This is a genomic window from Curtobacterium sp. MCBD17_040 (assembly GCF_003234805.2).
Classification (GTDB): domain Bacteria; phylum Actinomycetota; class Actinomycetes; order Actinomycetales; family Microbacteriaceae; genus Curtobacterium.
Genome location: NZ_CP126274.1, coordinates 567,425 through 579,407 on the forward strand (window position 1 = coordinate 567,425; position 11,983 = coordinate 579,407).

General features: G+C 66.6%; 15 protein-coding genes. 7 read left to right on the plus strand and 8 right to left on the minus strand.

Translation table 11 applies throughout. The features are described from left to right. Nucleotides 1–1,468: 1,468 nt before the first annotated feature. The 3 genes from DEI94_RS19465 (at nucleotide 1,469) to DEI94_RS19475 (ending at nucleotide 2,850) form a co-directional block, all read left to right on the plus strand. Nucleotides 1,469–1,672 (plus strand): antitoxin VbhA family protein, encoded by a 204-nt coding sequence (locus DEI94_RS19465; RefSeq protein ID WP_111025253.1) that lies wholly within the window; start codon nucleotides 1,469–1,471, stop codon nucleotides 1,670–1,672. Then, nucleotides 1,665–2,381 carry a Fic/DOC family protein gene (locus DEI94_RS19470; protein WP_111025255.1) on the plus strand — a complete coding sequence of 239 codons (717 nt, stop codon included), beginning with the start codon at nucleotides 1,665–1,667 and terminating at the stop codon, nucleotides 2,379–2,381. The genes DEI94_RS19465 and DEI94_RS19470 overlap by 8 nt, the downstream gene beginning before the upstream one ends. 253 nt (nucleotides 2,382–2,634) lie before the next feature. After that, a complete protein-coding gene (locus tag DEI94_RS19475; RefSeq protein WP_111025257.1) occupies nucleotides 2,635–2,850 on the plus strand; it encodes a hypothetical protein in 216 nt (71 codons plus the stop codon). Nucleotides 2,851–2,852: 2 nt separating this feature from the next. Here DEI94_RS19475 and DEI94_RS19480 read toward each other — a convergent pair whose 3' ends face one another. The 8 genes from DEI94_RS19480 to DEI94_RS19515 form a co-directional block, all read right to left on the minus strand. After that, nucleotides 2,853–3,710 carry a helicase associated domain-containing protein gene (locus DEI94_RS19480; RefSeq protein WP_181441674.1) on the minus strand — a complete coding sequence of 286 codons (858 nt, stop codon included), beginning with the start codon at nucleotides 3,708–3,710 and terminating at the stop codon, nucleotides 2,853–2,855. 187 nt (nucleotides 3,711–3,897) lie between these two features. Next, the gene (locus tag DEI94_RS19485) at nucleotides 3,898–4,080 is read right to left on the minus strand and encodes a hypothetical protein (RefSeq protein WP_146249371.1); all 183 of its coding nucleotides are present in this window, start codon (nucleotides 4,078–4,080) and stop codon (nucleotides 3,898–3,900) included. Between the two features lie 50 nt (nucleotides 4,081–4,130). Next, nucleotides 4,131–4,385 (minus strand): hypothetical protein, encoded by a 255-nt coding sequence (locus tag DEI94_RS19490; RefSeq protein WP_111025263.1) that lies wholly within the window; start codon nucleotides 4,383–4,385, stop codon nucleotides 4,131–4,133. Continuing rightward, on the minus strand, nucleotides 4,382–4,684 hold the full coding sequence (locus tag DEI94_RS19495; protein WP_111025265.1) for a hypothetical protein: 303 nt from the start codon (nucleotides 4,682–4,684) through the stop codon (nucleotides 4,382–4,384). The genes DEI94_RS19490 and DEI94_RS19495 overlap by 4 nt, the downstream gene beginning before the upstream one ends. A gap of 56 nt (nucleotides 4,685–4,740) precedes the next feature. Beyond that, the gene (gene fliW, locus DEI94_RS19500) at nucleotides 4,741–5,106 is read right to left on the minus strand and encodes a flagellar assembly protein FliW (protein WP_111025267.1); all 366 of its coding nucleotides are present in this window, start codon (nucleotides 5,104–5,106) and stop codon (nucleotides 4,741–4,743) included. Nucleotides 5,107–5,126: 20 nt separating this feature from the next. Next, a complete protein-coding gene (gene flgL, locus DEI94_RS19505; protein ID WP_111025269.1) occupies nucleotides 5,127–6,011 on the minus strand; it encodes a flagellar hook-associated protein FlgL in 885 nt (294 codons plus the stop codon). Further along, nucleotides 6,011–7,444 carry a flagellar hook-associated protein FlgK gene (gene flgK / locus DEI94_RS19510; protein ID WP_111025271.1) on the minus strand — a complete coding sequence of 478 codons (1,434 nt, stop codon included), beginning with the start codon at nucleotides 7,442–7,444 and terminating at the stop codon, nucleotides 6,011–6,013. The genes flgL and flgK overlap by 1 nt, the downstream gene beginning before the upstream one ends. A gap of 3 nt (nucleotides 7,445–7,447) precedes the next feature. Then, the gene (locus tag DEI94_RS19515; RefSeq protein WP_111025273.1) at nucleotides 7,448–7,933 is read right to left on the minus strand and encodes a flagellar protein FlgN; all 486 of its coding nucleotides are present in this window, start codon (nucleotides 7,931–7,933) and stop codon (nucleotides 7,448–7,450) included. 168 nt (nucleotides 7,934–8,101) lie between these two features. Here DEI94_RS19515 and DEI94_RS19520 point away from each other — a divergent pair, with 168 nt between their 5' ends. From DEI94_RS19520 to fliD, 4 genes are all read left to right on the plus strand, one after another. Next, a complete protein-coding gene (locus DEI94_RS19520; RefSeq protein ID WP_111025275.1) occupies nucleotides 8,102–8,923 on the plus strand; it encodes a sigma-70 family RNA polymerase sigma factor in 822 nt (273 codons plus the stop codon). 119 nt (nucleotides 8,924–9,042) lie between these two features. Next, nucleotides 9,043–9,270 carry a hypothetical protein gene (locus DEI94_RS19525; RefSeq protein ID WP_111025277.1) on the plus strand — a complete coding sequence of 76 codons (228 nt, stop codon included), beginning with the start codon at nucleotides 9,043–9,045 and terminating at the stop codon, nucleotides 9,268–9,270. Nucleotides 9,271–9,574: 304 nt separating this feature from the next. Further along, on the plus strand, nucleotides 9,575–10,417 hold the full coding sequence (locus tag DEI94_RS19530) for a flagellin N-terminal helical domain-containing protein (protein WP_349815170.1): 843 nt from the start codon (nucleotides 9,575–9,577) through the stop codon (nucleotides 10,415–10,417). A gap of 84 nt (nucleotides 10,418–10,501) precedes the next feature. Further along, complete coding sequence (gene fliD, locus DEI94_RS19535; RefSeq protein ID WP_181441675.1) at nucleotides 10,502–11,929, plus strand: flagellar filament capping protein FliD; 1,428 nt, start codon at nucleotides 10,502–10,504, stop codon at nucleotides 11,927–11,929. Nucleotides 11,930–11,983: the final 54 nt, after the last annotated feature.

Here is an 11,983-nt window from a genome sequence, read left to right on the forward strand (position 1 = left end):
GCAACGCCGCCAGGAAGCCCGGGAGCACCGACGTGCCCGTGAACGCGAGCTCATCAGCAGTACTGCCCGAGGCGGTCGCGGTCGCGGTTGCGGTCGGCTTTGGGGTGGGAACCGCGGACGGGTCGACCGCGACAGAAAGCTAGCATCACTCACCGGCGTGGCGAAGCTCGACTCTTCGAAAGAAGCGCCTGAGGGTGAGTCGCCGCGGTCGGGCAGTGTCGTCGTGGAGAAACAACCAAGCGGCTCGGGATGCGACGGTGCGGTACGTCACGGTTTGCTGGTCCGGTCGTTGGGTTACGTCTGGAGGAAGTCTGCGTACGTGGGCTCCCGCGTTGAGCCGAGACGAACCGCGACGAGGGCTTCCAGTTCGGCCGGGCTTCGCATCCCATGCCGGTGCCACTCTGCTGAAGAACGAGGCTGCTGTTGTGGTGGCGAGTACGACGGCATCACACACGACCTTCGCTTGCGGGGTGAGCCGCCCGGCCCCATCTCCATTCGCCGACGATGGCGGTGATCGGGTTCCGCGGCGGGCCGTCGAACATAGGACCTGTGGGGAGGAACGTCGACATGGCGGTCATCGGACCGGCCTCACCTAGGTTTCGAACCTCATCTCACGTCGGGTGACTCCGCTGCGCCAGCGTCTCGCAAACCGCGGGAAGCATCGTGACGACGAAGCTGCTGCGACAACCCGACACCAGCGACGCTAGGACCGCTTGCGGAACCGACGCAATGTCACCCAGCAGCTGTTCGTGAACTGGATAGACGAGGCTTATGTCGGCTCGTGTCGGTGGACAGTGCCCAGCTGTTCGTCCGCTTCCAGTCCGCCTTCTCCCTGGAGGAACACGCCGGTTTCGTCCGCGGTTACTCCGACGCCACTGCCTAGGTGGATGTTCCGCCCGCGCCTAGAGTCACCGTCGGTGCCACGCACAGCCATGAAGGAGCCGCTTATGCACCGTCAGTACCAGTCGCCGGAGAAGCAGCGAGCCGCGCAGGAGGCGGGGCTCGACTCCGATGCGACTCTCCGACGGAACGCAGCGAACGTGGGGGAGACCGTCGATGCGTGACCGACTCCTGCGCCGTGCCGCGCTGACGACAGTGGTCGCTGTGGTTGCCGCGCTGTCCCTGTCCGCATGCGGGTCCGGCTGCGCATCGAAGTCCCCGTCACCGACACCATCCGTGACGTCGTCCGTGTTCATCCGACCAGCGTTCGTTGAAGTGCCCGTCGAACCGCACATCGCACCGGAGGAACCGGTCGCCCCGCACGGCGGCGGAAGCGATGACGGAGGAGACGACGGCGGCAGCGGATCCGGCGGACATGGCGGCGGAAGCGGCGGCGGCGGGAACACCTGGTGGCTGTTCGGCAGCCACAGCAGCGGCCACTGCTCCTAACCGGAGCCCTACTACGCGCTGGGAACAGGCGGCGCCGACTACGAACTGTTCAAGAAAGCCGAGAACTACCATCGTGACCATGACTTCGACCCCGCCGCTGCGCATCAGTGCAGAGGAGAGCGCCCGCCGGCGGGAGATCATCGACGAGGGCGTGCGGACGTTGGCGCTCGAGGGGCTCGCGCCGTCACCTTCGTACCTCGAGCAGACCGAGCGGTTCATCGCCGGCGAACTCGACATCGCGGGGCTCATCGAGGCAGCCCGCGCACAGATCGTGCGTGCCTGAGTTCGCTGACCCGTATGTCGACCCGGGGACCGGTGTGCTCCGTAACCTCGTAGGCGCTCGAACCCAGGAAGAGCTCGACCGGCTCGAAGCGAACTTGGCGCTCGCGCGCTACGCGGAACTGAAGCTGGACCCCGTCCGTCCGACGGGCGATGAACAGCATCTGCGGGAGATCCACCGCCGCCTGTTTCAGGACGTCTACGACTGGGCAGGGCACTTTCGGACGGTGGAGATCAGTAAGGGTGGTGACCACTTCGCGCCCGTCGCATTGCTGCGCTCCGGGTTCGCGTTTCGGCACCTCGCGGAGGCCAACAATCTCCGGAACCTCGCGGAGGACGACTTCATCGACGCACTCGCCGAGCACTTCGAGGAGGTCAACTTCCTCCATCCGTTCCGCGAAGGGAACGGGCGCACGCAGAGACTGTTCTGGCGGCAGCTCAGCAAAGCTGCAGGCCACGAGGTGGACCTCACGCTTCTCACACCCGAGGAGAACATCGCCGTGTCACGTGCGGCAGCACACGGCGACCTGCACCCGCTGCGCGAAGCTGTCCGCCGCTGTCTCGTCCAAGGTCCCCCGCCGGCACCTCGAGCACAGCGCCCGACGCCATCTCCGAAGCAGGGACGCCGACCCACAGGCTCTCCGAAGGGCAGCGGCGGACAGTTCACCGGCCTTGAACGGCCCGAGTCGGACGTGCACCTCGGGGACGACTAGCGCCCGCGCACATGCTTGTCATGGCTGCGTTTCTCTCGTCGGATCATCCTCGCGCTTCCAACGGCACGTTCTCCCGAAGGCAGAACTCTGACGCCCCGGCTGGGTTGCTCACTGCCCGGGATGGCGTGACGCTGCCGCCCGCGCCGAAGGTGCCCTCCGCGGCGCGCTGCACCGCCGTGGCGCCGCGAACGAGGACGTCGTCACTGCGGCTGCCGGCGGGCAGCAGCTGGAACGCATCGACAACGGCTGGCGAGTGAAAGCCACCGACGAGTACGTCATCGAGGTCTGGAGAACGCTGTTCAACTGGCGTCTCGTGTGCCTCCTCCCGAACCAGCAGGCCACTGTCGAGCACGGCTTCTGCTACTTCGGCCTCGGCCTGGAATCCCTCACCCGCGCCGTCGCCGCCGGCTTGGAGTGGGAGAATCCGTTCCACACGAAGCCGAACGGATACGACAAGCAGGCGTTCTGAGGTCAGGTCTGATCCGGCTGGGGGGCCGGTTCGGTGGCCTTGGTCCAGCGGAGGCTGGAGGACCAACTGGGGAGCGCTTCGAGCGCCGCGCGGTGCTCAGCTGTCATCGGTCGCTGCGACCCCGGCTTGGTGGCGGCGCGTTGGTTCTTCGCCCAGATGCCGAGATTGAACACGTCGGACGGCCGGTTGTAACTGTTGGGGACGTCGGCGTTGCCGTGTTTGGCGATGTACTCGCGCATCAGTTCAAGCCCGCGTTCGAATGAGTCCTTCTGCGGAACGAACTCGGCTGTTAGCGGCTCTTCGTTGGAAGCCCACACCCAACCGGGGAGCACCTCCAGCTCCGCTTTTCGTTCCGGGGTCATCTTGCGTTTCTGGCTTTTCTGAGCTGTCAGCGCTGCACGCTGGTCTTCGACCCAGCTGCCGAGTTTGAATCCGTCGTCGGTTGTGTACTGGGGTGGCATCTTCACGGAACCGGTCTTCGCGACGTACCGCCGCAAGTGGTTGAGAGCCGCCTGGTACTTCGCTTCCTTGGCGTTCCACACCCAGCCTGGAAGCGCCTCGAGCCGTTGAAGTTGGGACGGGTCGATGCGGCTTCCTCTGGCGTGTCGTTTCCGGAGATTCGCGACGAACATCCCCGTCGGGTACCCGTCCGGTTCGACGTACAGCTGCGGAACACTCGCTGTTCCGTGTGTTGCCACATACGCCAAGACGCGGTCGAAGCCCTCCTCGAAGGTTGGGTCTGTGGTCGCTTCGGCAGCAACTAGCGTCACTTCGTCACCGGCTCGTCGGCGTTCGCCGAACCGAGTGTCGTTGGGCACACCGCCGATGTCGCGCTTTCGGATGATGGTCACAACGGTCACGTGCGCGGCGGTGCACAGCCCGGGTGACGCGGTGACGCCGAGCCCTACCTTCGGGGGCTGTCGTGGTCGATGTCGATGTGACGTACCCGTCGGCGAGTGGGGCGACCCGGCGTGACCGGTGATGTCGTCCTCGAGCTCTGCTTCTTCAAGCTCGGCCGAAGGCACTAGCGCACGACCGCCGCTCGTGTCAGCGGCTCTGTTTCGGGCCCGCACCCTTTCTCCGTTGGCGGAACTTCACGATGAGTTGAGCGATGCTGGCGAGCAGCCATACTGCGATCAGGACGTAGTTCAGGATGATCGGGACGACGAGGGCCTGGGCGACCACGAAGACGCCCGTCCCGATCCAGACCACCCAGATCCACCTCCGCAACTGGCGGAGCTCCTCAGGCGACCGGGGCGGCAACTCGGGTGGTTCGTCCATCACTGCGGTTCCCGCTGCGCTCTGGTTTCGTGGGCTGCCGGCGCTTCCTGGCGTCTGCCCGACTTCTTCCGTTCCAGTAGAGCGACGGTGACGTAGACGCCTCCGCCAACGAGCCAGAAACTCGCCTCCACAATGTGGAAGATGGTCGGAGTGAGGACGGCGTCCACGAGCCACAGCGCGCCGAGCAGTAGCCATATGCCCGCAAGCCAAGGACGGGTTTTCTCCGCGAAGGTTCGCGGCTGCTGGTTGCTCACCGTTGCTCCTGGTGTGGGTCACCGTCGGCCGCGACGGTCCCGCCTGACTCCCCGAGTGTGGCTGCCGTCTTCGGCGCGTAGTGCCCGGTGTGGTTTCTTTGGTCGCGGAGAACGCCGGTGATTTGCAGCGCCGCGCGGACGAACGCGATGGCGGCGACGGAGGCGATGAACACGCTCTTGTCGAGGATCGCGACGACGCCCCACCCGATGCAGATGACGCACGACAGGGCCGCTTGCCAGGGTTTCGGGTGCCCGAGGAGCCAGTCGTTGAAGCGGCGGTTGACACTCGGGTCCGTCATGGCCTGAGGCTACCGCTGCTGAGCGATGCTCGTCGGCGCCCCGCTCCCCGTTTCGGTTACGCGGCGATGAGGTCGGTGAGGGGCACGTCGAGGGGGTACCGGTCGGGGTCGGGGAGGATGACCTGCTCGGCGGTGCCGGCGGTGCGGTTCACGACGATGGGGGCGAGGAGGTTGACGTGGAGGCGGTCGTGGCCGCGCTGTGCGGTGACGATGACGAACACGTCGAGGTCGTCGGTGTTCGGCAGCGGCTGGTATGCGGGGATGTGGGTGGCGGCGTTGAGGATGTGGAACCGGATCTCGGGGCGGTCCACGCTCTGCAGGGCGTACACGCCGTCGGTGTCGGGCACCGGAGCAAGGGTGTAGTCGCGGAGGGGGCTGAGGCCGGCGATGGGGGTGGGGAATGTGAGTGCGGTGGTGGTCATCGGGGTGCCTTTCGGGCTGGTCAGGACAGGTAGTCCATGAGGGTCTTCTGGGATGACTGCGCTGTGACTTGGAGCGCCATCTGGTAGGTGTTCTGCTGGTTCTCGAGCTGGACGATGACCTGCGCGGTGTCAACGTTTTCGATGCTGGAGCGGGCGGAGGTCAGCGCGGTCTGGTTGGTGCTGATGGATGCGGTGGCGGCGTTGAGACGGTTCTGGTTCGCGCCGACGGTGGAGTGGGCGCCGAGGACGTTCTTCTCGTACGTGTCGATGCTGCTGAGGTAGGAGCTGACGTCGCCGCCGGTGGCGGTTGCGGTGCTGATCTGGTCGATGAGGGAGAACAGGCTGTTCGACCCGGAGCCGAAGATCTGCGACCGGTTGGCGTCGACCTGCACGGTGGTGGTCGCGTTGATGCGTCGCTCGACGGTTCCGGTGTTGGAGCCGGTGAAGGAGTAGTCGCTGCTGTTGAAGGCGACGCCGGCGTCGGAGGTGCCGGCGAACACGGTGCGGCCCTGGTACTGGGTGTTCGCCAGGGACAGCAGGTCCGACTTCACCGCTTGCATCTGGTCGGACAGCGCGGTGTCGGAGGAGGTGCTGTTGGTGCCGTTCGCCGCTTCGACGGTGAGGTTCCGGAGCTTCTGCACGTCGGTTTCCACGGACGTGAGGGTGGTGTCGAGGGTGCGGAGCCATCCCGACCCGTCCGCGGCGTTCCGCTGGTACTGGGTGTTCTGCGCCTGCTGCTGCTTGATGCCGAGGAGGTTCGCGGTTCCGGTCGGGTCGTCGGAGGGCAGGTTCAGCTTCACGCCGCTGGACGCTTCGTTGTCCAGGGTCGCCAGGGACGCCTTCGACGACTGGATGTTCCACTCGGACTGCAGCAGCTGCATCGAGTTCGTCACTCGCATGGACATCAGGAGATTCCTACCGTTCCGGTGTGGTTGATGAGCTGGTCGAGCATCTGGTCCATCGCGGTCATCACGCGGGCGGCACCCTGGTATGCGTGCTGCGCTTCGAGGAGGTTCATGCTCTCCTCGTCGAGGTCCACCCCTTCCTGCGATTGCTGGGAGGTGACCGCGGAGTTGTACGTGGTGGTGGCGAGGGTGGACTGCTGGGTTTCCACCGACGACTGGGTGCCGAGGCTGACGACGTAGGTGGACCACTGGTTGCTCGGTGAGGTGGCGCCGGTGCCGATTTGGCTGATCTGGTCGGCGACGCTGCCGTCGTTCGCTCCTGCACCGGGCGTGCCAACAGCGACACCGTCTGCGTTGGTGGGGATGACGGAGATGCTGAGCGCGGCGGGCTGCCCGGCGGTGAGGGAGAAGAAGTCGGTGCCGGTTGTTCCGTTGGCGGTGGCGCCGGTTTCGGAGACGGCGTTGACGCTGGTGGCGATGCTCGTGGCGAGGGTGTTCAACGCGTCCGCTGCTTGCGCGTACGCGCCGCCGGTGCCGGCGGGGTTCGCGCCGGCGAGGAGGCTGAGGTTCCCGGCGATGCTGCCGCCGGTGAGGGACAGCGGTGCGCCGCCGACCTGGTCGGACCAGGTGATGGTCACCGGGTTAGCGGACGCGTTCTCGAGGGTGTCTGCGCCGGAGAGGCTGACCTGTCGGGCGTTGGTGCCGTCGACGACGTTGCTGCCGCCGATGGTGATGTTGATGGTGTTGTCGGAGTTCTGGGCGACGGACCCTCCGGCCAGGGCGGAGATTTGCGCGGCGAGCTGGGAGCGTTCGTCGGTGAGCTCGTTGGCGTTGTTCCCGGAGGCGATGGTGCTGCGGATCTGACCGTTGAGGGTGGCGACCTGGCTGGTGAGGGCGTTCAGCTGGTCCACTTCGGTGCCGGCGCTCTGGTAGGTGTTCGACCAGCCGATCTGCATGGACCGGTACGCGTCACCGATCTGGGTGGTGAGGGTCTGCGCCTGCCCGAGGAGCGCTCCGACGGGCGCGTCGTTGCCGGGCTGGTTCGACACGTCGCTCCACGCGGACCAGAACGAGTTCATCTGGCTGGACAGCGCGTCGTCGCTGGGTTCCCCGAGCGCCGTTTCAACGCTGGTGTACCCGGTGGCGCGAGCGCCGGTGTAGGAGTTCGCGGCGGATGCGGCGCGGACCTGGGAGTCGAGGAACACCGAGGACAGGTTGCTGATGGCGGTGACCAGCACACCCTGACCTGCCTGCGTCGTCCCGCCAGCCAGGCCGACCTGGGCGGGGGAGCCGACGGCGGTCTGCTCCACCCGCTGGCGGACGTAGCCGGCGGTGGATGCGTTGTCGATGTTCTGACCGACGACGTTCAGCGCGGTCTGCGCTGCAGTGAGGCCGGAGTAGGCGGACTGGATGCCGGAGAAGGTGCCTGCCATCGGTTACGCCTTCGTGTCGACGAGCGCCGGCGACGCGGTGCTGCGGTCGCTGCCGCCGTCGGCGGTGTACGTGTCCGCGGGGGTGCTGAGGGCGCTGAGCATCTCCTGCGTTGACCGGAGCGCCTGACGCAGCAGCTGGTCGTTGGTGTCCCGCAGCTGCCGGATGTGGTGGGTCTGCTCCTTCAGCGCGTCACGGTGCTTGCCGAAGATGTCCTTCCACGCCTCCGTCGGTGCTGCGGTGACGACATCACCGAGCTTGCCGTCCTCCGGGAACCCCCACTCCTCGCCGACGGTCGCCATCGCGAGGGAGGTGCGCAGCGCCGCAGTCCGCAGCTGGTCGACGACGGTTTCGATTTCGCGGGTCGCCTGCGGGATCCAGCGGGACTTCCCTGCGGCGAGAAGCAGGTGCTCCTCCTCGTACTTGAACAGCAGAAGGTCCAGCACTTCACGCTGCCGCCACAGTGCGGCGGATAGCTCGTTGGCGCCCATCGGGTCTCCTTGGCGATCAGGTCGTCGGGTGCGGTCGTGTTCGCCGCATAGGTCCTCATCGGCACAGCCTGCGGCTCGGTAGGCGGCTTCTTCGACGGAACGGGAAGCCGCTGACGGGGAACCCGCCGCAGGCACTGGCCGGCAGACGAAACCAGGGGAGGAACCCCGGTGCTCGCCCTGTTCGACCCGCGCACCGCGCACCACCCCGTGAAGGATTCCGTGAACACGCACGACCGTGACCTGCTCGTCACCGACCACCTGCCGCTGGTCGGCTACATCGTCTCCGACCTCTGCGCGAAGGCAACGAACCTTGACCGCAGCGAACTGGCGTCAGCTGGCCAGTTCGCCCTGGTGAAAGCGTCCCGCTCCTACGACCCGGACCGCGGCGTCCCGTTCGACGCCTACGCCCGCATCCGCATCAACGGCGCTCTCGCTGACGAGCTCCGCAGCAAGGACTGGGCGTCCCGAGGGAACCGGAAGAAGCTGACCGAACTCGGTGTCGTCACCGAACAGCTCACCAGCACCCTCGGCCGCACCCCAACCAACGACGAGCTCGGCAACATCCTCGGCGTCGGCGCGGACACCATCCGCGACATCAAGGGCAGCAACGTCGGCGCGCCGGTGCCACTGTCGGAGGACTTCGGTCTGGTGTCCCAGGTCATCAGTCCGGAGGAAAGCGCGGAGAACCAGGAACGTGACCGGTTCCTCCGCGCCGCGGTGGAGAACCTCCCCGACCGGCTGCGGTTCATCGTCACCCGCCTGTTCTTCGAGGACAAGCGAGTCCAGGACGTCGCCGACGAGCTCGGCATCACCCACGTGTCGGTGTCGCAGGCCCGCAACGAAGCGGTCCGGTTCCTCCGCGACGGCTGGTCGATGCACTTCGACGGCGTCCCCGGACACGACGTCGCCCCGGTGAAGGAGAAGACCAAGCGCGGTCAGTACCTCCGGCAGCTCGGCGAGTACAGCGCCGGGAACAGCGTCACCGCGTAACCGGGTTGCGGCGGCCGCCGTCGTGACTGCGGGCCGGCCGCCGCATACATCTCCTGGTACAAGCCACACAGCCAACCGAACCCACAAGGCTCGGAAGGCGCCCCGTTCAGGAGACCACCATGCTCGCACCCGTCATCGTCGCCGCCGCCATCGCAGCGCTCATCACCACCCTCGTCGTGCAGGACCGCCGCCGCGCAGCCCGCTACGCCGCGCTGTCCCGCACCGGGCAGATGGCGGTCGTGAACGCAGAGCTCGAAGCCGAACACGCGCGCATCCAGGTCACCGCGGAGGCGTACGCCGGCCCGCACGCCCTCGACCCGACACCCGGCATCCGCAACGCTCTCTGACCACCCGCCAGCGAGTCGGGCCCGCGCGCGGACACCGACTCTCGCTTCCACTCGGGAACCAAACTGCAGGTCTGGTGCGGCCCGGTCGCCGCCGCCGACGACCCGCCCCGACACCGGCTGTGGGGTCGCGGCCCCGCACCAGCTCCCGGCAATTTCAGCCGACCAGCACTGGCGAAAAGCGCAGCCGGAGGAATTTCTTCGCAACTCGACTACGGGCGTGGGGGTACCGCCGATATGGGTTCGGTGCCGACCCACGGATGGGCGGTGAAACCCAGCCCTTCACGGAGGAACCCCCACAATGGCAATGACCATCAACACCAACCTGTCCGCGCAGATGGTGCTCGACAACCTCAACACCAACGACACCGCTCTGCAGAGCTCGATGCAGAAGCTCTCGACCGGTTCGAAGATCAACACGGCGGCCGACGACCCGGCCGGCCTCGCGATCTCGCAGGGCTTCCAGTCGCAGACCGGCGGCCTCACCCAGGCCAGCCAGAACACCGCCGACGGCATCAACCTCATCCAGACCGCGTCCGGCGCGCTCTCGCAGGTGTCGTCCATCCTGCAGACCGTCCGCAACCTGGGTGTCCAGGCCGCGAACGACACGAACAACGCGAACTCGCGGACCGACATCCAGACGCAGGTGACCCAGCTCGCGGACGAGCTCACCCGCATCTCGTCGTCCACGAACTTCAACGGCATCAACCTCCTCGACGGCAGCGCCGGCGCGGGGACGGGGAAGCTCAACCTGCAGGTCGGCGCGGGCTCCACGGCCGCGAACGACACCATCCAGGTGGACCTCTCGGGCGCCAACGTCGCGACGGTCGCCACGGCGGTCTCGGCGCTGACGTTCGACAACACGACCGACGCGGAGGCGTCGATCGCGGCCCTCGACACGCAGATCCAGAACGTGTCGAGCGCCCAGTCCACCCTCGGTGCGACGCAGAACCGTCTGCAGTCCACGCAGCAGTCGCTGGCCGTGGACACGCAGAACCTCACGGCGGCGAACTCGACCATCTCCGACACCGACATGGCGTCCGAGATGGCGAACTTCACCAGCAAGAACGTCCTCGTGCAGGCCGGCGCCGCGATGCTCTCGCAGGCGAACCAGCAGTCGCAGCAGGTCCTGAAGCTGCTCCAGGGCTGAGCCCGATGAAGCGGGCGGCGGTCAACCGGCTAGGCCGGTGCCGCCGCCCGCTTCTGCATGTCCACATCAGGTGAGGAGAACCCGATGACGACCGTTTCGGCGACGTCAACACCCAGCATCAGCGTCGGCTCCGACGGGAAGGTCACTGCGACCAACCTCGTGCAGAACCTCGACACGACCAGCATCATCAACGCGTTGATGACCGCCGCGGGTGTGCAGCAGGTGCAGCTCGAGGCGCGGATGAAGACCGAGCAGACGAACCTCACCAACTACCAGTCCCTGAACACGGCGCTGCAGTCGCTGCAGACCAGCGTCACCGGGGACCTCAGCGCCAACGCGATGAACCTCCTCACCGCGACGTCGTCATATTCGTCCATCAAGGCGACCGCGACAACGAACGCCACCGCCACCCAACTGTCGTTGCAGGTCACGCAGGTCGCCGCGAAGCAGGTGTCCGTGACGGCGTCTACCGGCGCGTTCACCGGCACCGCGTTCACGGTCGTCGGAGCGGACGGCACCCAGACCGAGGTGAATGCAGCGTCCACGAACCCTACCGACGTGGCGACCGCCATCAACGCTGCGAAGGTCGGCATCGCCGCGACCGCCGTTGCGACCGGTACCGACGCGAACGGGAAAACCACCTACCGGCTGCAGCTCACCAGCGCCCAGTCCGGGTCCTCCGCATCGTTCTCCTTCTACGAAGGAACGCCGTCGGATGTCACCGCGGGGACCGCCACGAACCTGCTCACCGCCACGGGAGCTGCGACCATCAGTTCCGCGCAGGACGCGGAAGTCACCCTCTGGCCCGGCACCGCCGCCGCGCAGACGGTCACCTCATCCACGAACGTGTTCTCCGACATCGAACCGGGGCTCAGCGTCACTGTGTCCGCACCGACGACGGCGACAGCGACCATCACCACGTCCCGGGACGACTCGAGCATCTCAACGATGGCGGGGAACGTCGTCTCCGGTGTCAACCAGCTGCTGAGCTACATCAGCACGCAGCAGGCTGGCACCACGACGACCGCTGCGGATGGGACCACCACGTTCACCGCCGGGTCGTTCACCGGCGACTCGATGACCTCCGAGCTGTACACGCAGCTGCAGCAAGCGATCGCGCAGCCGGTGAACGGCAGGTCCCCGTCCGCGTACGGCATCGCCATCAACTCCGACGGCACCTTGTCGTTCGACTCGTCGAAGTTCACCACCGCGTTGGACTCCGACCCGGAGGGCACCACCGCCGCGATTCAGATCATCTTCGGACGGGTGAACACCGCGGTGACCGCCGCGTCCGACCCGTACAAGGGCTACATCACCAACTCCATTTCGTCGCAGCAGTCGAGCATCAAGGCGGACCAAGCCACCGACACGAACTGGACGACCCGGCTCGCGGCACAGAAGACGATGCTCACCGCGAAGTACACCGCGCTGGCAACCACGTTGTCGCAGATGCAGTCGGAGTCGTCGTACTTGACCCAGCAGGTCGACCAGTGGAGCAGCAACAACAACTAGTCAGCGTTCGCTGACCTGCCTCGACTGCCAGCGTTCGCTGACACGTCCCAACCT

Bases quoted from the DNA above. Each gene is read 5' to 3' on its own strand.
- DEI94_RS19495 (WP_111025265.1), bottom strand. From the start codon at position 4,684: ATGACGGACCCGAGTGTCAACCGCCGCTTCAACGACTGGCTCCTCGGG.
- DEI94_RS19530 (WP_349815170.1), top strand. From the start codon at position 9,575: ATGACCATCAACACCAACCTGTCCGCGCAGATGGTGCTCGACAACCTC.
- DEI94_RS19525 (WP_111025277.1), top strand. From the start codon at position 9,043: ATGCTCGCACCCGTCATCGTCGCCGCCGCCATCGCAGCGCTCATCACC.
- DEI94_RS19515 (WP_111025273.1), bottom strand. From the start codon at position 7,933: ATGGGCGCCAACGAGCTATCCGCCGCACTGTGGCGGCAGCGTGAAGTG.
- fliD (WP_181441675.1), top strand. From the start codon at position 10,502: ATGACGACCGTTTCGGCGACGTCAACACCCAGCATCAGCGTCGGCTCC.
- flgL (WP_111025269.1), bottom strand. From the start codon at position 6,011: ATGTCCATGCGAGTGACGAACTCGATGCAGCTGCTGCAGTCCGAGTGG.
- DEI94_RS19465 (WP_111025253.1), top strand. From the start codon at position 1,469: ATGACTTCGACCCCGCCGCTGCGCATCAGTGCAGAGGAGAGCGCCCGC.
- fliW (WP_111025267.1), bottom strand. From the start codon at position 5,106: ATGACCACCACCGCACTCACATTCCCCACCCCCATCGCCGGCCTCAGC.
- flgK (WP_111025271.1), bottom strand. From the start codon at position 7,444: ATGGCAGGCACCTTCTCCGGCATCCAGTCCGCCTACTCCGGCCTCACT.